This window comes from Pseudomonas sp. NPDC089554 (genome assembly GCF_050280645.1).
In the GTDB taxonomy this organism is placed as follows: Bacteria; Pseudomonadota; Gammaproteobacteria; order Pseudomonadales; family Pseudomonadaceae; genus Aquipseudomonas.
The window spans coordinates 17,734-39,937 of the sequence record NZ_JBNNVR010000012.1 but is presented as its reverse complement, the minus strand read 5'-3'; the positions used below and the strand labels follow the sequence as shown (position 1 = coordinate 39,937).

The 22,204-nt window shown below is 64.4% G+C and carries 19 protein-coding genes; 8 read left to right on the top strand and 11 right to left on the bottom strand.

The features are described 5' to 3' along the window. Positions 1–39 precede the first annotated feature (39 nt). Complete coding sequence (locus ACQKPE_RS06020) at positions 40–765, bottom strand: phosphatase PAP2 family protein (RefSeq protein WP_427664076.1); 726 nt, start codon at positions 763–765, stop codon at positions 40–42. A gap of 177 nt (positions 766–942) precedes the next feature. Here ACQKPE_RS06020 and colR point away from each other — a divergent pair, with 177 nt between their 5' ends. The 5 genes from colR to ACQKPE_RS05995 all read left to right on the top strand — a co-directional run bounded on the left by colR (position 943) and on the right by ACQKPE_RS05995 (position 4,672). Further along, positions 943–1,626 carry a two-component system response regulator ColR gene (gene colR / locus ACQKPE_RS06015; protein WP_427664074.1) on the top strand — a complete coding sequence of 228 codons (684 nt, stop codon included), beginning with the start codon at positions 943–945 and terminating at the stop codon, positions 1,624–1,626. Beyond that, positions 1,616–2,944, top strand: coding sequence for a sensor histidine kinase (locus tag ACQKPE_RS06010; RefSeq protein ID WP_427664072.1), 1,329 nt, complete (start codon positions 1,616–1,618; stop codon positions 2,942–2,944). Before colR ends, ACQKPE_RS06010 begins: the two co-directional genes overlap by 11 nt. A gap of 108 nt (positions 2,945–3,052) precedes the next feature. Continuing rightward, positions 3,053–3,733, top strand: a complete 681-nt coding sequence (locus tag ACQKPE_RS06005) for a class I SAM-dependent methyltransferase (RefSeq protein WP_427664070.1) — start codon at positions 3,053–3,055, stop codon at positions 3,731–3,733. Further along, positions 3,714–4,439 (top strand): lipopolysaccharide kinase InaA family protein, encoded by a 726-nt coding sequence (locus ACQKPE_RS06000; protein WP_427664068.1) that lies wholly within the window; start codon positions 3,714–3,716, stop codon positions 4,437–4,439. Before ACQKPE_RS06005 ends, ACQKPE_RS06000 begins: the two co-directional genes overlap by 20 nt. Next, positions 4,439–4,672 carry a hypothetical protein gene (locus ACQKPE_RS05995; protein WP_427664066.1) on the top strand — a complete coding sequence of 78 codons (234 nt, stop codon included), beginning with the start codon at positions 4,439–4,441 and terminating at the stop codon, positions 4,670–4,672. The genes ACQKPE_RS06000 and ACQKPE_RS05995 overlap by 1 nt, the downstream gene beginning before the upstream one ends. 52 nt (positions 4,673–4,724) lie before the next feature. Here ACQKPE_RS05995 and ACQKPE_RS05990 read toward each other — a convergent pair whose 3' ends face one another. The 9 genes from ACQKPE_RS05990 to ACQKPE_RS05950 all read right to left on the bottom strand — a co-directional run bounded on the left by ACQKPE_RS05990 (position 4,725) and on the right by ACQKPE_RS05950 (position 18,133). Continuing rightward, positions 4,725–7,790, bottom strand: coding sequence for a multidrug efflux RND transporter permease subunit (locus ACQKPE_RS05990; RefSeq protein WP_427664064.1), 3,066 nt, complete (start codon positions 7,788–7,790; stop codon positions 4,725–4,727). An 11-nt stretch (positions 7,791–7,801) separates the two neighbouring features. Further along, positions 7,802–8,917 (bottom strand): efflux RND transporter periplasmic adaptor subunit, encoded by a 1,116-nt coding sequence (locus ACQKPE_RS05985; protein ID WP_427664062.1) that lies wholly within the window; start codon positions 8,915–8,917, stop codon positions 7,802–7,804. A 243-nt stretch (positions 8,918–9,160) separates the two neighbouring features. After that, positions 9,161–10,258, bottom strand: a complete 1,098-nt coding sequence (locus ACQKPE_RS05980; protein WP_427664060.1) for a DUF1513 domain-containing protein — start codon at positions 10,256–10,258, stop codon at positions 9,161–9,163. 2 nt (positions 10,259–10,260) lie between these two features. Next, the gene (locus ACQKPE_RS05975; RefSeq protein ID WP_427664058.1) at positions 10,261–11,325 is read right to left on the bottom strand and encodes an imelysin family protein; all 1,065 of its coding nucleotides are present in this window, start codon (positions 11,323–11,325) and stop codon (positions 10,261–10,263) included. Between the two features lie 19 nt (positions 11,326–11,344). Next, complete coding sequence (locus ACQKPE_RS05970; protein ID WP_427664056.1) at positions 11,345–12,766, bottom strand: di-heme oxidoredictase family protein; 1,422 nt, start codon at positions 12,764–12,766, stop codon at positions 11,345–11,347. Positions 12,767–12,933: 167 nt separating this feature from the next. Next, positions 12,934–14,271 (bottom strand): imelysin family protein, encoded by a 1,338-nt coding sequence (locus ACQKPE_RS05965; RefSeq protein WP_427664054.1) that lies wholly within the window; start codon positions 14,269–14,271, stop codon positions 12,934–12,936. 141 nt (positions 14,272–14,412) lie between these two features. Further along, positions 14,413–16,464, bottom strand: coding sequence for a putative bifunctional diguanylate cyclase/phosphodiesterase (locus ACQKPE_RS05960; protein WP_427664052.1), 2,052 nt, complete (start codon positions 16,462–16,464; stop codon positions 14,413–14,415). A gap of 279 nt (positions 16,465–16,743) precedes the next feature. Continuing rightward, positions 16,744–17,340, bottom strand: a complete 597-nt coding sequence (locus ACQKPE_RS05955) for a superoxide dismutase (protein WP_427664050.1) — start codon at positions 17,338–17,340, stop codon at positions 16,744–16,746. A 193-nt stretch (positions 17,341–17,533) separates the two neighbouring features. After that, the gene (locus ACQKPE_RS05950; RefSeq protein ID WP_427664151.1) at positions 17,534–18,133 is read right to left on the bottom strand and encodes a LysE/ArgO family amino acid transporter; all 600 of its coding nucleotides are present in this window, start codon (positions 18,131–18,133) and stop codon (positions 17,534–17,536) included. A 126-nt stretch (positions 18,134–18,259) separates the two neighbouring features. On the opposite strand from ACQKPE_RS05950, the gene ACQKPE_RS05945 reads away from it, so the two are divergent. The 3 genes from ACQKPE_RS05945 (at position 18,260) to ACQKPE_RS05935 (ending at position 21,094) form a co-directional block, all read left to right on the top strand. Further along, on the top strand, positions 18,260–19,156 hold the full coding sequence (locus ACQKPE_RS05945) for a LysR family transcriptional regulator ArgP (RefSeq protein WP_427664048.1): 897 nt from the start codon (positions 18,260–18,262) through the stop codon (positions 19,154–19,156). Positions 19,157–19,206: 50 nt separating this feature from the next. Next, entirely contained in the window at positions 19,207–20,199 is a 993-nt protein-coding gene (locus ACQKPE_RS05940) for an NAD-dependent epimerase/dehydratase family protein (protein ID WP_427664046.1), read from the top strand. Positions 20,200–20,266: 67 nt separating this feature from the next. Beyond that, a complete protein-coding gene (locus ACQKPE_RS05935) occupies positions 20,267–21,094 on the top strand; it encodes an ATPase (protein WP_427664044.1) in 828 nt (275 codons plus the stop codon). Between the two features lie 42 nt (positions 21,095–21,136). Here ACQKPE_RS05935 and ACQKPE_RS05930 read toward each other — a convergent pair whose 3' ends face one another. Then, the gene (locus tag ACQKPE_RS05930; protein ID WP_427664042.1) at positions 21,137–22,186 is read right to left on the bottom strand and encodes an alkene reductase; all 1,050 of its coding nucleotides are present in this window, start codon (positions 22,184–22,186) and stop codon (positions 21,137–21,139) included. Between the last annotated feature and the right edge of the window lie 18 nt (positions 22,187–22,204).

Below are 22,204 nucleotides of genomic sequence, written 5' to 3'. Positions count from 1 at the left end.
GTGAGAGTCGGGGCTTTTTTCGTCTCGGCAACGCCCGTTTCAGGCAACGCTGCCCTGCGCCACGGGCGCCACCGCCATGCCTCGGCGATACAGCACCAGATAATAACAACCCAGCCCGATCAACCAGCAGAACACCGCTGTCCACAGGTTGTGCGACAAGAAGTGCGCCCCTTGCAGCATGCGCCCGAACGACAGCAGCGACCCCGCCGCAAGCGCCACCCCCAAGGCCACACGCGCCAGCCGTGGCTTGCGGTCGCGCAAGGCGAAGAACAGCGCGAACAGGCAGAACCCGGTGGCGGCATGCCCACCTGGCCAGCACAGCCCTGGCTTGTCGGTGACCGGGCGGGCCTCCAGCAGCTTGCTGTAGGTTTGCTTGCCGCCGAACTGGCTCAGGCTCCATGGGCACTGCACCTGGGTGAGTTCCTTGAGCGGGGTGACGAACGCCGTGGACAGCCCCAGCGCCAGCACCAGGCAGCCCAGTTCGCGGCGCCAGCTGCCCAGCTTCGACCAGAGCAGGCTGATGCCGAACGCCAGCAGGGCCAGCAGGCCGAGCACGATCACACCCTGCTTGACCCGGTCATGCAGGATATTTTCCAGCCAGTAGCTGTGGCGGCCGATGAACTGTCCGGCTGCCGGATCGAACATCAGCGTGGCCAGGTCCATGTCCAGGGAAGTGCTTTCCAGCAGTAGCAGCGCCACCACGGTGGCCAGGGGAATACCCAGGCACAACCACAGGTTGAGCGGGCGAGGGCGGGCAACAGGCATGGCAGCTCCAGGGGTAAAGGATCGGCCATTCTCGACGTGGCACTATGCTTTGTCCGTGAAGGATCAGTGAAAAAACCGTCAGTTGTAGTGAATTTCGCCCAAGGCTGGCGAAGCGTGACCGATGACCGTAAGCTGCGCCCTGCCGCGCAGAGCGAAAGCGCCGCACAGGAGACCCCGATGCGTATTCTTTTGGTTGAAGACAACCGCGATATCCTCGCTAACCTGGCCGATTACCTGGGCATGAAAGGCTACACCGTCGACTGCGCCCAGGACGGCCTGTCGGGCCTGCACCTGGCTGCCACCGAACACTACGACCTGATCGTGCTGGACATCATGCTGCCCGGTATCGATGGCTACACCCTGTGCAAGCGCCTGCGCGAAGACGCCCGCCGCGATACCCCGGTGATCATGCTGACCGCCCGCGACCAGCTGGACGACCGCCTGCAAGGCTTCCGCTCAGGTGCCGACGACTACTTGCTGAAGCCGTTCGCCCTGTCGGAGCTGGCCGCGCGCATTGAGGCCGTGCTGCGCCGTGCCCAGGGTGGTGGCCGACGGGCCTTGCAGGTGGCCGACCTGAACTACGACCTGGACACCCTCGAAGTGACCCGCCAGGGCCGCTTGCTCAAGCTCAACCCGGTAGGCCTCAAGCTGCTCGCCGTACTGATGCAGAAGAGCCCCCACGTGCTGCGCCGCGAGGTGCTCGAAGAAGCCTTGTGGGGCGACGACTGCCCTGACAGCGACAGCCTGCGCAGCCACGTCCACCAGCTTCGCCAAGTGATCGACAAGCCGTTCGACAAACCCCTGCTGCATACCGTCCATGGCGTCGGCTATCGCCTCGCCGAGGGTCGCGATGGAGTTTAAGCAAAGCCTTGCCCAGCGCATCATCATCGCCTTCGCGCTGATGAGCGCCCTGGTGGCGGGGGCCTTCGCCTTCGGTATCGTCGCCACCGTGCACCTGGTCGAGGAGCGCTTGATCTCCTCGGTGCTGGGCGGCGACCTGCAACGCCTGCTGCGCATGGACAGTGTCAGCGACTGGAGCCACCGCCCACGTCCGGACCAGCTGTTCTACTTCAGCGGCGGGCGTGATGATTTCGAGCTGCCCAAGGACCTGCGCCACCTGCAACCAGGCTTCCACGAAGTGTTCCGCGACCAGCTGTCGTACCACGCCATGGTCGAGGTGGTCGATGGTCGCCACTATGTATTGCTGCAGGACCAGAGCGATTTCGAAGAGCGCGAGCGCGTGCTGTTCGCGGTGGTGGTGGTGGGCTTCCTGCTCAGCCTGGTGTTGGCTGCGGTGCTTGGCTGGTTGCTGGCGCGCCGGGTGATGGCGCCGGTGATTCGCCTGGCGCGCCAGGTGCGCCACCGTGACCAGTTGCTGGGCCTGGCGCCGCCTCTGGCGCCGGACTACGCGGCGGACGAGGTCGGCCAGCTGGCGGCGGCCTTCGACGATACCCTCGGGCGCCTGCGCGATGCGCTGACCCGCGAGCGTCTGTTCACCAGCGACGTCAGCCACGAGTTGCGCACGCCGCTGATGGTGCTGGCCACCTCGTGCGAGCTGTTGATGGAAAACCCAGGCCTGGATAGCCGCTCGCGCAACCAGGTGGAGCGGATCGCCCGGGCCACCGAAGAAATGCGTGAACTGGTCAAGACCTTCCTGATGCTCGCCCGTGCCCAGCGCGACGAAGGTGCCGTGGCCTCGCGCCTGAGCCTGCGCGAGGTCGCCGACGACCTGACCGGCGTATGGCGCGACACCATCGAGCAGAAAGGCTTGACCCTTTACTACGACGGCCGGGTCAGTGCGAGCCCTGTGCTGTACAACGCCACCTTCCTGCAGTCGGTCATGGGCAACCTGCTGCGCAACGCGGCCCACTACACCGACAGCGGTTATATCCGCCTCAGTCTGGAACCTTACGGTTTCAGCGTCGAGGACAGCGGCGTGGGTATTCCGGAAGAGCAGCGCGAGGCAATGTTCCGTCCCTTCGTGCGCGGCGACGAGCGACGCGGCGAGGGCCTTGGCCTGGGCTTGTCGCTGGTGCAGCGGATCTGCGACGACCAGGGCTGGCGCGTGACACTGACCGCCAGTGCACCCCATGGCTGCCGGTTCCAGGTCGATTTGAGCCAGGGTACGGGCCTGCAAGGAGAGGCGGATACTGAGGATCAGGTGTCAGACCGAGAGTAAATTTTTGTAAGACTTTACTGTTTGATGTAATGGATTTTTCACATCGGCATGACCTGGCGCCAACGCTCTACCGCCTAAGGTAGCGGCATTGGAATCAGGAGATGCCGTATGCGTAGCCCCACCAAGCTTGAGTTTTCCGACAAGTACGACCAGCAACACGCTCAGGACTACTTCCTCAAGCACCAGGACGGCCTGGCCCGTCGTCTTTCCCACCAGCGTGACGAGCAACTGGCCCGCCGTGCCCTCGCTCTGGCTGGCGAGCCGGGCCTTGTGCTCGACCTGCCATGCGGCGCAGGCCGTTTCTGGCCGCTGCTGGCGGAAAAGCCCAACCGCGTGATCATCGGCGCCGACAACTCGGAGGCGATGATCGAGACAGCCTGTGCGTCACAAGCGCCGGAAGTGGTGGCCCGGGTACGCCCCTTGCAAACTTCAGCCTTTGCCATCGACCTGCCAGACAACGCCGTGGACAGCATCTTCTGCATGCGCTTGTTCCACCATATCGGCGATGCTGCGCACAGAAAACAAATTCTCAATGAATTTCAAAGGGTTAGCCGCGATAGCGTGATCCTTTCGTTGTGGGTAGATGGCAATTTCAAAGCCTGGCGGCGCAAGAAGCTGGAAGAACGTCGTCGCGCCAAAACGATGCAGGACAGTTACCAGAACCGCTTCGTGTTACCTGCAGATACGGTTGAGCAGGAATTCCTTGCTGCCGGCTTCAGGGTTCAAGAGCGCCTGGACTTCCTGCCGTTCTACGCCATGTGGCGTGTCTATGTATTGCGCAAGGGGTGAGGGTTTGAAGGCTACAGCTCAAGGGCAGGCGTCGCGGTTCGACTACTACTGGCAGCAGCAGGGCGAGTGGGTGGAAGCGCCCAACCAGCGTCGGGGTGGTGAAAGCGGCGTGCAGCGCCTGGACGACGGCAATGGCCAGTTGCTCTACGCCAAGCGCCAGGTCGGCCACATCTACCGCAGCCTGCTGCACCCGTTCGGCCGCCCGACGGTGCTGCGCGAGGTCGATGCCTTGCAGAGTGTGGAACAACTGGGTGTGCGGGTACCGCGCATCGTCTTCTGTGGTGCCGAGCGCGATGCCGAACACCAGTGGCGGGCCTTGCTGGTAAGCGAGGCGCTCGATGGCTTCGTCGACCTGGATACCTGGCATGCCAGCGGTGCGCGCGAGCATTACCCGCAGGCGCTGCACGAACGCATGCTCAAGGACTTGGCCGACAACCTGGCGCGTATGCACCTGGGCCACTGGCAGCATGGCTGCCTGTATGGCAAGCATGTCTTCGTCAAGGTGCTGGGCGAAGGGGAACAGGCCCGCGCCGAAGTGGCCCTGCTGGACCTGGAGAAATGCCGTCGGCGTATCAGCTGCCAGCGTGCGGCCTACAACGACCTGCGTCAGTTGAGGCGCCATTCGTCACTCGAGCCTGCAGAATGGCAAACCCTGCTCTATTTTTACCAGATGGCGTTTGGCAGCGCTGTCAAAGGGTTAGGGTAATGAAACTAGAAATAGCTCGAGCTTTTTTTCTGTTGGGTGCGCTGGCGGTGACCACCGTGGCGGTCGCTGCTTGGGAAGAGCCGCGTCCGACGGTGTTCAGCAAGGGCGAGTTGCTCAGCCAGTGTGCGTCGCCGCGTGTGGCGAAGCACGACGAGGCGAGCAGCGCCAAGCCCGACCAGGACCTGCTGTTGTTCCTGTTCGGCATGCGCCAGGGGTTGCGGCCGTTTGGCTGACCGCTGCTCAAGCGACTGACCAAGGCCCCGCTGATGCGGGGCCTTGGTGTTTCTAGCCTTGAGGTTCGTGTTGTTGGGGCACCGCAGCCCGAGGCTCTGTAGCCCGATGCGCCAGCAAACTGTAGATACACGGCAACACGAACAGGGTGAACAAGGTTCCAATCGACATCCCCGTGGCAATCACGATACCGATGTCGAAGCGGCTCACCGCCCCCGCACCGGTAGCCAGAATCAACGGCACCATGCCGAATACCATGGCCGCCGTGGTCATCAGCACCGGCCGCAGGCGAATCGCCGCCGCTTCCTCGATCGCCTCGCGCACCCCTAGGCCCTTCTCCACACGCAGCTGGTTGGCGAACTCGACGATCAGGATGCCGTGCTTGCTGATCAGCCCGATCAGCGTCACCAGCCCCACCTGGGTATAGATGTTCATGCTCGACACCCCGAGGAACAGCGGCAGCAGCGCCCCGCAGATCGACAACGGCACCGTCACCAGGATCACCAACGGGTCGCGGAAGCTCTCGAATTGCGCCGCCAGCACCAGGAAGATGATCGCCAGGGCCAGGCCGAAGGTGACCCACAGCGCGCTGCCTTCCTGCACGAACTGGCGCGCGGCACCTGCGTAGTCGAACGAGAAGCCTTCCGGGGCCTCCTCGCGGGCGATGTCGCGTACGGTCTGGAGTGCCTCGCCGATGCTCACCATCGGCACACCCTGGATGATCGCCGAGTTCAACTGTTGGAACTGGTTGAGCTGGCGCGGCCTTGCGCGGTCGCTGAGGGTGATCAGCGTCGACAAAGGCAGCAATTGGCCCTGGTCGTTCTTCACATAGTAGTTGTTCAGCCAACCGGGGTTGTCGCGGTAGGGCCGTTCGACCTGGGCGATCACCTTGTAGCTGCGGCCTTCCAGGGTGAAGCGGTTGATCTCAGCCTCGCCCAGCAAGGTCGCCAGGGTGCCGCCCAGGGCATCCATCGACACGCCCATCTGCGCCGCCTTGGCGCGGTCGATGGACACCACCACCTCGGGCTTGTCGAAGGCCAGGTCGATATCCAGGAAGGCGAACTTGCCCGAGGCCTGGGCGCGGTCCTTCACCCGCTGGGCCACCTCGAGCAGCGCCGGGTAGTCGCCAGCGGTATTGATCACGAACTGGAACGGCAGGCCTTCACCGGTACCGGGCAGCGAGGGCAGGTTGAAGCCGAAGATCTGCAAGCCAGCGATGCCCTCGAGCTTGGCCTGCACCAGCGGCAGTAGCTCCATTTGTGTGCGATCGCGCTCGTTCCAGGGCTTGAGCAGGAAACCGCCGATACCGCTTTGCACGCCATTGAAGCCGTTGATCTGGAACGACGAGTAATACTCGGGGAAGGTCTTGAACAGCGGTGTGAACTGGTCCGTGTAGGCGTTCAGGTAATCGAGGTTGGCCGGTTGCGGCGAGCTGCTCATCATGAAGATCACGCCCTGGTCTTCCTCCGGCGCCAGCTCGTTGTGGGTGAACATCAGCAGCAGCGGGATCAGGCACAGGACGATGGCCGCGAACACCAGCACCACCGGGCGGCTGTCCAGGGTGCCATGCAGCAGGCGCTGGTAGCGCACCTTCAGGCGCTCGAAGATCACATCCAGGCGGTGGGCCAGGCCGCTGTCGTTCTGCTCGGGGCGAAGCAGCAGGGCGCACATCATCGGCGACAGGGTCAGGGCGACGATGCCGGAGATCACCACGGCGCCGGCCAGGGTCAGGGCGAACTCCTTGAACAGCGCGCCGGTCAGGCCTTCGAGGAAGCCGATCGGCGCGTACACCGCCGCCAGGGTGATGGTCATCGACACCACCGGCATGGCGATTTCCCGCGCGCCCTCAAGGGCCGCGTCGGTGGGCGTCTTGCCCTCCTCGATGTGGCGGTGGATGTTCTCCACCACGACGATGGCATCGTCCACCACCAGGCCGATGGCCAGCACCATCGCCAGCAGCGTCAGCAGGTTCAGCGAGTAGCCCATCATCTGCATGAAGAACAGCACGCCGATCATCGACAGCGGAATGGTCACCACCGGGATCAGCACCGAGCGCAGCGCGCCGAGGAACAGGAACACCACGACGATGACGATCAGCACCGCCTCGGCGAGGGTCTTGATGACCTCGTCGATGGACGCCTGGATGAACAGCGTGGCGTCATAGGCGATGGACACCTTGAGCGCCGGCGGCAGCTGGGCTTCGAGCTGCGGCATGATGCCCCGCACCTCCTTGATCACCTCCAGCGGGTTGGCCGCCGGCGTGGCCTTGACGCCGATGTACACCGAGGGGGTGCCATCGAACGAGCTGACCGTGTCGTAGTTCTCCGCGCCCATCTCCACCCGCGCCACATCGCCCAGCAGCACGCGGCTGTCGCCCTCGGTCTTGACCGGCAGCGCGGCGAACGCCTCGGCCGACTTCAGCTCGGTGGCGGCGTTGATGCTGGTGACCACGTACTCGCCCTTCACCTCGCCTGCCGCAGCGAGGAAGTTATAGCGACGCACCGCACTGGTCACATCGCTGGCCGACAAGCCAAAACCGGCCAGCTTGACCGGGTCGACCCAGATGCGCATGGCGAACACCTGGTTGCCGAGAATCTCCGCCTCGGCCATGCCCGGCAGGGTGGCGAGCTTGGGCTGGATCACCCGCGAGAGGTAGTCGGTTATCTGCGGGTTGCTCATCTCGCTGGAATAGAAGCTGATGTACATCAGCGCCGAGGCGTCGGCGGCTTCCTTGCTCAGCACCGGGTCTTCGGAGTCCTGCGGCAGTTCGTTACGCACCTCGTTGGCCTTGGCCAGCAGTTGGGTGAACAGGCGGTCGCTGTCGGCGCCGATACGCGCGTAGACCGAGATCACCGAGAAGTTCTGGCGGCTTACCGAGGTCATGTAGTCGATGCCGTCGGCGCTGGCCAGGCTCTGTTGCAGTGGCTGGGTGATATAGCCCTGGATGGTCTCGGCGTTGGCACCGGGGTAGGCGGTGGTCACCGTGATCAGGGCGTTTTCCATTTGCGGGTACTGGCGAATCTGCAGCTTGCTCCAGGCCTGGAAACCCAACAGCAAGATCAGCAGGCTGACCACGCTGGCCAGCACCGGGCGGCGGATGAAGGGGTCGGTGAATGCCATGCCAACCTCCTTCAGGGCTTGCCGCTGGGCGGTTGTGCGGGCGGGTCCTGGCTGATGCGGATCGCAGCACCTGGGCTGAGCTTCAGCTGCCCGGCGGTGACCACCTGCTCGCCCGCTTCAAGGCCCTTGCTCACCACCACCACGCCATCACGTCGCTCGCCGGTCTGTACCGAGCGTTGTTCCGCGACCAACTGCACCTGGCCGTCATCGGCCTTCTTCTCGGTGGCCACGTACACCGAGTTGCCATACAGGGTGTAGGTGATCGCGCTCTCAGGCACCACCACCTGTGGCCGTGGATCGGGCAGCAGCACCAGCAGGCTGGCGAACATCCCGGGCAGCAACTTGCCATCGGGGTTGGGCAGGGTGGCGCGTACCAGCAGGTTGCGCGTGCTTTCCTCGACTTTGGGGTTGAGGGCGCTGATGGCGGCGCTGAAGGTCTGGCCGGGGAAGGCCGCCACTTGCACTTGCACTTGCTGGCCGAGGGCGAGCTGCGGCAGGGCCTGTTCGGGCACGTTGAAGTCGACGTACAGGCTGGAGAGGTCCTGCAATGTCGCGATCACTGTGCCGCTGGCGAGATAGGCACCGATGTCCACCTGGCGGATGCCGATGGTGCCGGTGAACGGTGCACGCATGCTTTTCTTGGCCAGTGAAGCCTTGAGTTGATCGACCACGGCCTGGTTGCGTCGGTACTGGGCGGTAAGCCGGTCGAACTCGCCCCGTGAGATGGCCGCGTCGCCGACTAGCTGGCTACCACGGTTGTAGTCGACCTTGGCCAGGCCCAAGTCGGCCTGGGCGGTGCCCAGCAGCGCGGTTTCCTGTTCGCTGTCGAGTTCGAGCAGCAGCTGGCCGGCCTTGACCTGCTGGCCGGAGTCGAAGTGCAGCGAACGGACTGTCCCGGCCACTTCCAGGCTGAGTTCGACGCCTTGCAAGGCCTTGAGGCTGCCGACCGCCGGCAGGCGCTCCTGCCAGGTGCGTTGTTCGGCCTTGGCCGCCGCCACGCTGATGGGCGGCTTGGGGGCGGAGAACATCTGGATCTGCCGATAGATGGAGAATGCCTTGATACCCGCCAGGGCGAGCACGATCAGCAAGACGACAGCCAGCATGATCAGCATGCGGCGACGAAGCATGGGTCCGGTTCCTTGGAAATCGTTGTTATGGGTATGGCACGACGGCGGGCGATCCTGCCCATGTGCACTGAGGGGAAGTATTGCCTGATTTGCGGGAAGTGGGGAGGGGCGGGGGGAAATTGTTGCCTGTGCCGGCCTATTCGCGGCGGTTCGGCGCCCCGACAAGCCCGCTCCTACAGGATCACCACAGCCCTTGTAGGAGCGGGCTTGCCCGCGAAGAGGCCCGTGTAGGCACCGAACATGTCAGACCAGATGCAGATGGTTGTCCCACAACCCGGACGGCAAGTTCATTGGTTGCCCGACCAACTCCGCCTTTCGGCAGTCATAGAACCGGCAACGCCCTTGCCCGGAGGTCACCACGAAGCCATCCTTCACGGCCCCGACCCCGGCACAATCAGGCATCGGCGCATCGAGCTTCACCGCGCCGCTGTCCATGTCCCAGATGAACAATCGATTCGCCCGTGGCGCGGTCAGTGCCACCAGGCGCAGGTCGCTGTGGATCGCCACGCTGGCGGTGTACTGGGCCATCGATTGCAACTGTTGCTCCGGCACTGGGAAGGCATTGAACGGCTCGCCCGGACGCTTGATCGCCAGCAGCTCGGCCGTCACATCCGAACCGCCCATGAACTGCTGGCAGGCGACGATGGTGCCATCGTTGCCGACCGCCAGGTGACGCACGCTGTTCATCTGCTGGGCCAGGGTTTCCTTGCTCAGCAGGGTGCCATCGCGTTGCATCAGTACCAGGCTCGGCTGCATGGCGTCGAGGTTCATCTCCACGCGGCTTTCGGCCTCGGTGCGGATACCGCCGTTGGCCACCACCAGGGTTTCGCCATCCGGTAGCCAGGACACCTCGTGAGGGCCGATGCCATGGGTGGAAATTTCACCCGTGTGCACCAGGCGCTCGCCCTCGAAACGGTACACCCCAAGCACGCCACGGCCTGGGTCGGTGGTGTCGTTCTCGGTGGCGTACAGCCATTCGCCGCCCTTGTGGATCACCGCGTGGCCGTAGAAATGCCGGTTCGGCTGTGAGGTCACGGTCTGCAACAGACGACCATCGCGCAGGTCGACCAGGTAGCTTTCGGTACCGGGGCGGCGCGCGACGAACAGCGCGATGGGCTGCTCGGGGTGATGGATGATCGCATGGCAACGCTGGGCCACCTGGGTGGCGAACACCTGGGTGCCGTCCAGGCGGTAGCCCACGGCGTAGTGCCCGCCATCGGCATCGTCGCGCGCCGACAACAGCAGCGGTTCGCTGCCCTTGTTACGGAACAGGCTCCACCCGCCGAGGGTCAGGGCGCTGAGCAGAACGCTACCGAGTTTGAGGGCCTGGCGTCGCAGCATGATCAGTCACCGTCGTTGGCATTGAAGCCCAGCTGGATGTTCAACGCCTTGGCCAGCTCGCCTTCGTGCAGGCGGTGGACGACGTTGAGGCTGTCGTAGATCTGGTTGAGCGCCTGCTTGCCAGCGTCGTCCTGGAGCAGCTCGGTCAGCGTCTTCTGGTTGTCGGCCAGCAGTTTGGCAGAGGTCGCGTAGGCATCGTCGATCTTTTGCGCCAGGGCGTCCTGGTCCTTGCCCAACAGGCCGCGCAGGCCTTTGTTGTCGACCCCGGTCCAGACAGTCTGGGCCGCCTTGAGTGAGGCCTCAAGGCTCTTGAGCGAGGACTGGCTACGCCAGGCTTCGGCTTGGTAGGGCTGGGGGATGCCCTTGCTCAGCCGGCCCATGGGCGCGCCGAGTTTCTTCTTCAGGGTGTCCAGGGCGGTGACCTGGGCACGCAGCAGGTCGGCGATGGCCTCGTGGGAGTCCGCGTAGCGCTGGTTGGGGAACTTGGTCATCTGCGACAGCATGCCGTCGGTGCTGTTCCAGCCCTTGAGGATTTCCTCGGCCAGGGTCTTCTGGTGCTCGCCGATGGCCACCAGCAGCGGGCAGTAGCGTGCTCTTTGCTCGGCGCTGGCCATGTCTGGCTTGCTGTCGAACAGGATGTACTCGTAGGCCGACAGGCCGCGTACCACGACGCTGGCCTTGCCCAGGGCAGCGGCATCGACCGGCGTGTCGCCTGCGACCAGCTGCTCGACCTGGCGACCGACCAGGTTCTTCTTGTCGGGCCAGAACTGTACTTGCCAGGCGCGGTTGCCCTCGGCCAGCGGGCCGACCAGCAGCGGCTGCAATTCGGCCCAGGCTTTTTGCGCGGCGAGGAAGTCGGCGCGGGCCTTGTCCAGGGATTCCTTGCCTTCACAGTAGGCCAGGGCGCTGGCGGCCAGCATGCGGTCGGCGTCGACCCAGCGGCTGTAGGTCGGCAGGATCACCTGCTTGGCGATGGCGGCGGAGGTCACGGCCTGTGGGTCCTGCGGCGAGCAGGCACCGAGGGCGATGGCGGCGAGGCTGGTGAACAACAGTTTGGGTCGGAACATGCCCGGCTCCTTGCGCGTTTTAAAGTGAATTCAGGAACGCCAGCAGCGCGGCGCGCTGCTCGGCATTGAAGGTCAGTACCTGACGGCGTGCCGCCTCGGCCTCGCCGCCGTGCCAGAGCACCGCTTCGAGCAGGTTGCGGGCGCGCCCGTCATGCAGGAACTGGGTATGGCCGCTGACCGTTTCGGTCAGGCCGATGCCCCACAGCGGCGGCGTGCGCCAGTCTTGGCCACCGGCGGCGAATTCGCTGCGGTTATCGGCAAGGCCGGGGCCCATGTCGTGCAGCAGCAGGTCGCTGTAGGGGCGGATCAGCTGGTTGGCCAACTCGGGTTCTTCGGGGTTGGCACCGGTGGTGAACTGCGGGGTGTGGCAGCCTTGGCAGCCGGCCTGGAAGAACAGGTTCTTGCCGGCCAGTACCTGGGGTGTATCGACATTGCGCCGCGCGGGTACGCCGAGGTTGCGGGTGTAGAAGGTCACCAGGCGCAGGATGTTGTCGCTGACTTCCTTCTCACCATCGGCGCCGTCGCCGTTGGGGGCGGCCAGGCACTCGGTTTGTGCCTGCGTGCAGTCGTCCTCGGGCTTGAGGGTGCTGGTCAGGCCCATGTCGCCGGCGAAGGCGTGCACGTTCTGCTGGTTGACGTTGGGCTGCCCGGCCTTCCAGCCAAAGCGGCCGACCACGGTCTTGCCCACGGCGTCGTCCCACACTCGGTTGGCGCGACCACGAATGCCGTCGCCATTGCGATCGTGCGGGTCTTCGTTGGCCAGGATCGCCGCCTCGGGAATGGCTTCGAGCAGGCCCAGGCCGATCATCGGCGGGGCGATGCGCGCGGAAAACCGCGTGTCGGGGTGCATTGGGCCGTAGCCGAGTTGGGTGATCTGCAAGGTCGGGCGGCGTAGCTCGATCTGGTGGCCGTCGGCGAAGGCCACGTTATGGGTGTCGTAGGTGACGCGCACCTTGGCCTCGGGCTTCACGCCGGGAATGGCCATGTCCTGCAACTGAGTGCCGTAGGTGGGTTCGGGTACTACGCCCAGGCGCTCGATTTCCTTGGCATAGGCGGGCTGGTCGGGCAGAGAAAGGCGCACCAGCATCGACACCGCATTGTTGGCGTCAGGCTCGGGTGGGTGGCCGCGGCCATCGCGCACATGGCAGTTCTGGCAGGCGTTGGTATTGAACAGCGGGCCCAGGCCGTCGCGCGCGGTGGTGGTGGACGGGGCGATCACCCAGGGGCTGCGAAAGAAGCTGTTGCCGACGCTGAAATCCAGGCGCCGCTCGGGCGTGAGGTTGGCCGAGGGCATCGCGAACGCGTTGCGGTCGCTGCGCAGCACGGTCGCCTGGCCACCCGACAGCGCTTCGCCGGGCTCGGCCTGGGTGAAACGCGGAGCGTCGTCACAGGCGGCCAGGGCGAGGGCCAGCAGCAGGAGGCTTGGGCGAAGCAGGGACATCGATGATCCTGGGTGTGGGGGCAAAACCGGCGTGCAAGCTTAGCAAACTGGGGGAAGCGGAATAAGAGCAATTTGCAATTGCTGCATGAAAAGGCTGTCATCTAACCGACCGGCACTGAACAAAAAAGGCGGCCCGAAGGCCGCCTCTGTCACCTGCCCAACTGCGATCAGAACTCGTGATCGGCGGTATCCGGGTTCAGGTTGTCGATACCCAGCTTGCCTGCGGCCTGCTCGATGGCACCGGTCTGCTTGACCAGCGCGGCGATGGCGTCGCGCACGATCTGGTTGCCGGCGGCGTTGTCGGCGGCGATCAGCTGGTCGTAATGCTCGCCCTTGAGCGCGTGGTCGACGATCACCTGGATCTTCGCCTCGGTGCTTTCCAGGTCCGCCTTCAGGGTAGCGTCGGTGGCCGGGTCGACCTTGGCCACCAGCGACGACAGGCTCGGGCCGGTCAGCTTGCTGCCGTCGGCACGGGTGTACTCGCCCAGGTAGACGTTGCGGATACCCTTGGCGTCGTAGAAGTGCGAGTAGTGGGTGTTGTCGCTGAAGCAGTCGTGCTCGTCTTCAGGCGAGTTGGCCTCCAGGGAAACCTTCATGCGCTCGCCGGCCAGTTCGCCCAGCGACAGGCTGCCCATGCCGAACAGCATCTTGCGCAGGCCATCGTTGGCAGGCTCTGCCTCGAGGCTTGCGCGGTAGTTGTCGGCGACGTTCGGCGCCCAGTTGCCGACCATTTCCTCGAGGTCCTTGACCAGCAGGTCGGTGACCGCCTTCAGGTAGGTGCGGCGACGGTCGTTGTGGCCGCCAGTGGCACCTTGGCCTTCGAGGTAGTCGGAAGCCGGGCGGTTGCCCGCGCCTGGGCCGGTGCCGTTGAGGTCCTGGCCCCACAGCAGGAATTCGATCGCGTGGTAGCCGGTGGCGACGTTGGCCTCGGAGCCACCCAGCTCGTTCAGGCTGGCCAGCTTCTCAGGGGTGATGTCCTTGACGTCGACCTTCTCTTCGCCCACCTGGATCTCGGTGTTGGCGATGATGTTGGCGCTGGCGGCCGGGTTGCCCAGGGCGTGCTCGTAGCTCTTGTCGACGTAGTCGATCAGGCCTTCGTCCAGCGGCCAGGCGTTCAGCTGGCCTTCCCAGTCGTCGATGATGGTGTTGCCGAAGCGGAATACTTCGCTTTGCAGGTAAGGCACGCGGGCGGCAACCCAGGCATCCTTGGCGGCCTTCAGGGTGTCGTCGTTGGGCTTGGCCAGGAATGCATCGATGGCGGTTTGCAGCTGCTTGGCGGTGCTCAGCGAGTCGCTGTACACGGCGTGGACCATTTCGGCGTAGTGCTTGACCACGGCCTTGGCGGCGGCTTCATCGACAGCGCCCGGCGTCGCGGCGGCGGTGCTGGCGGCAGCAGGTGCCTGGGCTTGCGGCGCGGCGGCCTTGTCATCCTTGCCTTCGCCACAACCGGCGAGAGCGATGGCGATGGCCAGCAGACTGGCGGAGGCCAGAGGCATTCGAATCATTGTGGTCTTCCTGCGTCGAGTGGGTGAACCGTGCGTAGTGGCACGCCAAACCGCAACATAATGCGAAAGATTTGCATTTGGTGTAAAGGGTTTGCCACGGATTTCATCAAATGCCCGCGTGCGGGCATTGTCGGTGCCAGGCTAGAGGACCGAGACCTGGTTGCGCTGCGCTTGCCTGAGGAACGCCGTCAGCTCGCGGGATGGCAGGGGTTTGCTGTAGTGATAACCCTGCCCCTCGTGACAGCCCTGGGCAATGATGTAGCTCTCCTGCTCGGCCGTTTCCACGCCTTCGGCGATCACCTGCATGCCCAGGCTCTTGCCCAGCTGAATGATGGCACGCACGATGGTGGCATCGTCGTCGTCGTCGAGCAGGTCCTGCACGAAGCTCTTGTCGATCTTGATCTTGTCCAGCGGCAGCGACTTCAGGTAGCTGAGCGAGGAATACCCGGTGCCGAAGTCATCGATGGCGATCAACGCGCCGGAGCGACGCAGGCTCAGCAGGTGCTGGGCGGCGGTGCTGATGTCTTCCATCAGGCCGGTTTCGGTAACCTCCAGCTCCAGGCTGCGTGGCGGCAGGCGGTAGATCTGCAACAGGTTGTTGACCACCCGCGGCAGCTCGTTGTGGTGCAACTGCACGGTGGACAGGTTGACCGCCATGCGCAGCTCGCCGAAGCCCAGGTCGTGCCATTCGCGCAGCTGGCGGCAGGCCTGGTCGAGCACCCACTCGCCGATGCTGATGATGTTGCCGTTCTGCTCGGCCAGGGGAATGAACTGGTCGGGCGGCACCATGCCCAGGTCCGGGTGCTGCCAGCGCAGCAACGCCTCGACCCCGACCACGCGGTGGTCGCGGTAGCTGACCTGTGGCTGGTACACCAGGTACAGCTGGTTGCGGGGCAGGGCTTCGCGCAGGTCTTTCTCGAGTTCGCGGCGCCGGCGCATCTCGCTGTCGACGCTGGCGATGTAGAACTGGTAGCGGTTGCGCGAGCGGGCCTTGGCCAGGGTCATGGTCTGCTCGGCTTTTTGCAGCAGCTTCTCGGTGCTGTCGCCGTCCTCGGGGAACAGCGTGATGCCGATGGTGGCGCGCAGGCGGATTTCCTGCAGGTCGAGGGCGAACGGCACTTCCAGGTCGTCGAGGATGCTCTGGGCAAGCTCGGCGGCCTCATAGGGCTGCTCGATATTGGCCTGGACCATGGCGAACTGGTCGCCCCCCAGGCGCGCCAGGGCGCCGAGGCGGCCGCTGTGGGCACGCAGGCGGTCGGCCAGGGCCAGCAGCAGCTGATCGCCTACCTGGTAGCTGAACTGTTCGTTGATGCCTTTGAAATCGTCCAGCCCCACGCACAAAACTGCTACACGGTGTTGCAGGCGGCCGCCGTCAGTGAGGATCTTGTCCAACTGGTGTTGCAACTGCTGGCGGTTGGGCAAGCCTGTGAGGAAGTCGTACTGGGCCATGCGTTGCAGGCTGTTTTCCGCCTCGTGGCGCAGGTGCGTGTTGCGCTCGATCGAAGCCAGCAACTGGTTGGCGGTGTTGACCCAAATACCCAGTTCATTTCGCTCGTGGCCCTTGAGCAGGGGAATCTGGTGCTGGCTGGGACGGTCGGGGTTGATCTGGGTGAGGTGCTCGATGATCTTCGACAGCGGCTTGGTCAGCAGCCAGTGGTAGACCAGGTACAGCACCAGGCCCATGGCCATGGCCCGCAGCACTCCGGAAATGAAGATGATCACGGCGTTGATCAGGAAACCCTGGCCGTAGCCTGCGGTATCCAGGGTGATGCTCAGGTCGCCGTAGTACTCGCTGTAGGGACCGCGACCGACCAGCTGGGTGGTGAAGGTGCGTTCCTGGCCGAGGATCAGGTCGGTCAGCCAGCGCAACGACGCGTCCTGCAATGGACGGGATTTTTCCGCCAGCATGGTTTCGTTGGGGTGCCCGATGGCCGCCATGCGCACGGCCTGGTCCTGGAACAACCCTTCCATGACCTGCATGCCCATTTCCCGGTCGAGGCTGTACACCGCCTGGGTGGACGGGTCGCGGAACATATCGAGGATACGTTGGGCGTCATGGTTGACGGCCTGGCGCGTCTTGTAGGCGTCGTAGACGATCTGTGCGCAACTGAGGACGACACCGACCGCCAGCGCCGAAAGCAGCACCACCCTGAGCAACTTGACGGATAAGCTGTTCCGAAATTCCAGCTTCAATGGGGTTTCCTTAATCCATGCGCGTGCCATTATTTTGCCATCAAATGCTGGCAATACACTATTGACCGGTTGCCGCGGCATTCGACGCTACGTCGATGGATCTGCCCCTCGGCACTGTATCGGTTGTTCGGTCCTGAGACTTGAGTGCGCTGCGTCAACTTTCCAGAAGATTGATGTTAGCGCGCTATCGGCTGCGAGCAAGAGGGTTGGGTGAGGCATGCTAGCCAAAAGCCATAAAAAAACCCGGCCAAGGCCGGGTTTTTACAGGTCTGAGAAAAATCAGGCCTTGAAGGTCTTGCCTTCGAATTGCTGGGAGACGAATTCCCAGTTCACCAGGTTCCAGAACGCCTCGACGTATTTCGGGCGGACGTTGCGGTAGTCGATGTAGTAGGCGTGCTCCCAGACGTCGCAGGTCAGCAGCGGGGTGTCGCCGCTGGTCAGCGGGCAGCCGGCGCCGATGGTGCTGGCCAGGGCCAGGGAACCGTCAGCCTTCTTCACCAGCCAGCCCCAGCCGGAGCCGAAGGTGCCGACGGAGGTCTTGGTGAACTCTTCCTTGAACTTGTCGAAGGAACCGAAGGCCTTGCTGATGGCATCGGCCAGGGCACCGCTAGGCTGGCCGCCACCGTTTGGCGACAGGCATTCCCAGTAGAAGGAGTGGTTCCAGATCTGGGCGGCGTTGTTGAAGATGCCGCCGGAGGAGGTCTTGACGATCTCTTCCAGGGTCTTGCCTTCGAATTCGGTGCCTGGGACCAGGTTGTTCAGGTTCACGACGTAGGTGTTGTGGTGCTTGTCGTGGTGGAACTCCAGGGTTTCCTTGGAGATGTGCGGCTGCAGGGCGTCATGGGCGTACGGCAGCGGCGGCAATTCAAAAGCCATGGTGGAATCTCCTGATTCAGGTCTAGTTCGCGGTTTGCGCAAGGCCGATCACGGGCGGCCCTATGAGCGTCGGCGAGTTTGTACTCTTTGCGACGCAGGGGCTGGATCATAGCACCAGCCCCTGCGCATAACCACGCAACAACCGTAGGGAATAAAGGTTCCAGAGCGGTTACCGAAGGTGTGCAGCGCGCTCTCAGGCAAAGATCAGCTGCGCTGCCACCGCGAACATCATCACCGCCACCATCAGGTCGAGCAGCCGCCAGGTGCTGGGGCGTGCCAGCCATGGGGCTAGCCAGGCCGCGCCAAGCGCCAAGGTGAAGAACCACACCAGGGATGCGCTGGCGGCACCGGCCACATAGGCGCCGGGCACGCTTTGCTGGGCGCCGAGCGAGCCGATCAGCAGCACCGTATCCAGGTACACATGGGGGTTGAGCAGGGTCACCGCCAGGGCGCTGAGCAGCACCGCACGGCGCGAGCGCAAGCCCTGGCCTTGCGGCTGCGCCAGGCTCTGTTTCGAGCACGCCCGTTGCAGTGCCTTGGCGCCGTACCATATCAGGAACACCGCGCCCCCCCAACGGGCGACGGCGAGCAGGGTCGGGTTGTGCGCCAGCACCGTGGCCAGGCCGAACACCCCGGCCGCCACCAGGATGGCGTCGCACACCACGCACAACAGCGCCACTGGCAGGTGGTGCTCGCGGCGCAGGCTCTGCGCCAGGACGAATGCATTCTGGGTACCGATGGCCATGATCAGGCCGAAGGCCACCAGCAGGCCGTTCATATAGCTTTGCCACATCGCGGGGACACTCCACTGGCGCAGGCCAGGCAGGCTGCGCAGATGATCGAAGAAGATGCTGGCCATTATGGCGAGGTGGCCTGTATAAGAAAAACCAATAACGCTGATCCTGCATTAGGAAAATCGATGTTCGACTATAAATTGCTCGCCGCCCTTGCCGCTGTGATCGAGCAAGGCGGTTTCGAGCGTGCAGCGCAGGTGCTGGGCCTGTCGCAGTCGGCAGTGTCCCAGCGCATCAAGCTGCTGGAGGCGCGGGTCGGCCAGCCGGTGCTGGTGCGCAGCGCACCGCCTGGCCCCACCGAGGTGGGGCGGCAGTTGCTCAACCATGTGCAGCAGGTGCGCCTGCTCGAACGTGACTTGCAGCGCCAGGTGCCGGCACTGGATGAGGAGGGCGCGCCGGAGCGTCTGCGGGTGGCACTCAATGCCGACAGCCTGGCGACCTGGTGGGCCAGCGCGGTGGGTGATTTCTGCGCCGGGCAGCGGGTGCTGCTGGACCTGGTGGTGGAAGACCAGGAAGTGGGCCTCAAGCGCATGCGTGCGGGCGAAGTGGCGGCCTGCCTGTGCGCCAGCGAGCGCCCGGTGGCTGGGGCGCGTAACCTGCCGCTGGGGGGCATGCGCTACCGGGCGCTGGCCAGCCCCGCGTTCATGACGCGGCATTTCCCGCAGGGGTTCGAGGTGGCGCGGCTGGCTCGCACCCCGGCGGTGGTGTACGGGCCGGACGATTTCCTGCAACACCGCTACCTGTCTTCACTGGGGATCGATGAAGGTTTCCTGCATCATTTATGTCCATCGTCCGAGGGCTTTTTGCGCATGACCGAAGCGGGTCTGGGCTGGGGACTGGTGCCCGAGCTACAGGCCCGTGAGCAACTGGCCAGCGGGCGTCTGGTGGAAATCTGTAGCGATACGCCCATCGACGTGCCGCTGTACTGGCATCATTGGCGCAATGGCGGGCAACTGCTCGCGCAACTGACCGAGCACCTGCGCCAGGCGGCGCCGGACTGGTTGGTGCCGTTCCCGGCATGAGCGGCGTCAGTTGCATCCCTGTGTAATTTGGTAAGGCGGAGTCTTCCTACATGTTAATTCTGGTCACCGGCGCGAGCGGCTTCATTGGCGGGCGCTTTGCACGCTTCGCCCTGGAGCAGGGCCTTCAGGTGCGGGTCAGCGGCCGACGCGCCGAGGGCATGGAGCACCTGGTCAAGCGCGGTGCGCAGTTCATGCCGGGTGACCTGGGCGATGCCGAGGTCGCTCGGCGGCTGTGCCAGGGCGTGGATGCGGTGGTGCATTGCGCGGGTGCGGTGGGCACCTGGGGGCGTTACCAGGACTTCCACCAGGGCAATGTGGTGGTCACCGAAAACATCGTCGAAGGTTGCCTCAAGGAGCACGTGCGGCGCCTGGTGCACCTGTCGTCGCCGTCTATTTATTTCACTGGCCGCTCGCGCCTGGATATTCGCGAAGACCAGGTGCCGCGCCGCTTCCACGACCACTATGCGCTGACCAAGCACCTGGCCGAGCAGAAGGTGTTCGGCGCCCAGGAGTTCGGCCTCGAAGTGCTTGCCCTGCGACCGCGCTTCGTCACCGGCGCGGGCGACACCAGCATCTTCCCGCGGCTGATGCGCATGCAGGCCAAAGGGCGCGTGGCAATCATCGGCAATGGCCTGAACAAGGTCGACTTCACCAGCGTGCACAACCTCAACGATGCCTTGCTCAGCGCGCTGTTCGCCGAGGAACAGGCACTGGGCCAGGCCTACAACATCAGTAACGGCCAGCCGCTGCCGTTGTGGGATGTGGTGAACTACGTGATGCGCCAGATGAACCTGCCGCAGGTCACCCGCTACCGCTCCTACGGCCTGGCCTACAGCGCGGCGGCGGTCAACGAGGCGGCCTGCATGCTCTGGCCGGGGCGCCCGCAACCGACCCTGTCGCGCACCGCGATGCAGGTGATGAGCCAGGATTTCACCCTGGACATCAGCCGCGCGCGGCAGTATCTCGACTACCGACCCAAGGTGAGCCTGTACACCGCACTGGATGAATTCTGCGCCTGGTGGAAGAACCTACCTGGCGCGTGATGGTCATCAGTGCGCCCCTTGCGGTTTATACTCATGCCCATTTGCTACTACTGCGGTTGAACGAGCCATGCGTAACGACGCCCACGACGACTTCGATGATGTACCTCCCCTGCGCGCCGGCACCCCGGACGATGACGAATTGCTGCCGGCGCATGTCGCGCGCACCCGTCAGAAAGCCGCGCGGCCTGCTACCACCGCGCCACTGTGGGCGCTGCTCGGTGCCTCTTTCATTGCCTTGGCCGGGCTTGGCTGGTGGAGCTTCCAGCAGATCTCGCTGATGGAGCAGCAACTGGTGGCCACCCAGGAAAGCTTCGCGCGCATCAGCGAGGAAGCGGCCGGGCGCTTGCAGGCGATCAGCGGCAAGGTGGCGGCCAGCGAGTCCACGGCCAGCACCGGCAGCGAAGCGCTGAAGTTGCAGATCACCCAGTTGCAGGCGCGTCTGGCCGAGCAGGGCAAGCAGCAGGAAGGCGTGGCGGGGCAGGCAGGTGACCTGGGCAAGCGTCTGGAGCAGGTGCTGGCCGATACCCGGGCGCAGCAGAAGGTGGTGACCGACCTGCAAAGCCAGTTGCAGGCGCAGCTCAAGGCGGTGAACGGCGAGTTGGCCGCGCTCAAGTCGGGCCAGGTCGATGGCAGCAAGCTCGATGGCCAGATCAAGAGCCTGAACGACGAGGTGGCTGCGCTGAAGCGCCAGGGCAACCCCAAGGCTGCGATCGAAAGCCTCGAGCAGGACGTGCTGGTGCTCAAGAGCCAGGTCGACAACCGCCCGGCGACGCCTGCCGCGAGCGGTGCCTCGGTGCAAGAGTTCGATGCCTTCCGTGGGCAGACCACGCGCAACATCAATACCCTGCAAAGCCAGATCCAGAACCTGCAACAGCAGATCAACGCCCGGCCTTGATCGTGTCGCTGAGGGCCTCCACGCGGCCCTCAGCGACCCACCTTACAGCTGCGGGTAATCGATGTATCCCACCGGCCCCTTGCTATAGAAGGTTTCCGGGTGCGCTTCGTTCAGCGGCGCATCGGCAGCCAGGCGTGCCGGCAGGTCCGGGTTGGCGATGAAGGGCACACCGAAAGCCACCGCATCGGCCGTGCCATTGCTCAGCGCGGCGTTGGCGCTGGCCTTGGTGAAACGCTCGTTGACGATGTAGGGGCCGCCGAAGGCTTGCTTGATCTGCGCACCGATACTGTCGTCGCCTTCCTTTTCCCGCGAGCAGATGAACGCGACGCCACGCTTGCCCAGCTCGCGGGCAACGTAGATGAAGGTCTCGGCAAGGTTGCCATCGCCCATGTCGTGAAGGTCGGCGCGTGGCGACAGGTGCACGCCCACGCGTTGCGCCCCCCACACCTCGATGGCCGCATCGGTCACTTCCAGTAGCAGGCGCGCACGGTTCTCCAGCGAGCCGCCGTATTGGTCGGTGCGCTGGTTGGTGCTGCTTTGCAGGAACTGGTCGAGCAGGTAGCCGTTGGCACCGTGGATCTCCACGCCATCGAAACCGGCAGCCTTGGCATTTTCCGCGCCTACTCGGTAGGCCTCGACGATGTCGGCGATTTCCTCGGTTTCCAGGGCGCGCGGGGTGGGGTAGTCGCTCAGCGGACGCACCAGGCTGACATGGCCCTTGGGCTGGATCGCGCTAGGGGCGACCGGCGCTTCACCGTTCAGGTACATCGAATGGGAAATACGCCCCACGTGCCACAGTTGCAGGAAGATCCGCCCGCCCGCGCCATGCACCGCCTGGGTCACGTTGAGCCAGCCACGCACCTGGTCGTTGGACCAGATGCCGGGGGTATCGGGGTAGCCGACGCCCATTGGCGTCACCGAAGTCGCCTCGCTGAGGATCAGCCCGGCGCTGGCGCGTTGTACGTAGTACTCGGCCATCAGCGCATTGGGCACGCGGCCTTCATCGGCGCGGCAGCGGGTCAGCGGGGCCATGATGATGCGGTTGGGCAGCTCGAGGTCGCCCAGGGTGATCGGGTCGAAAAGCGTAGTCATGCTGTAAGCCTCGCGTGG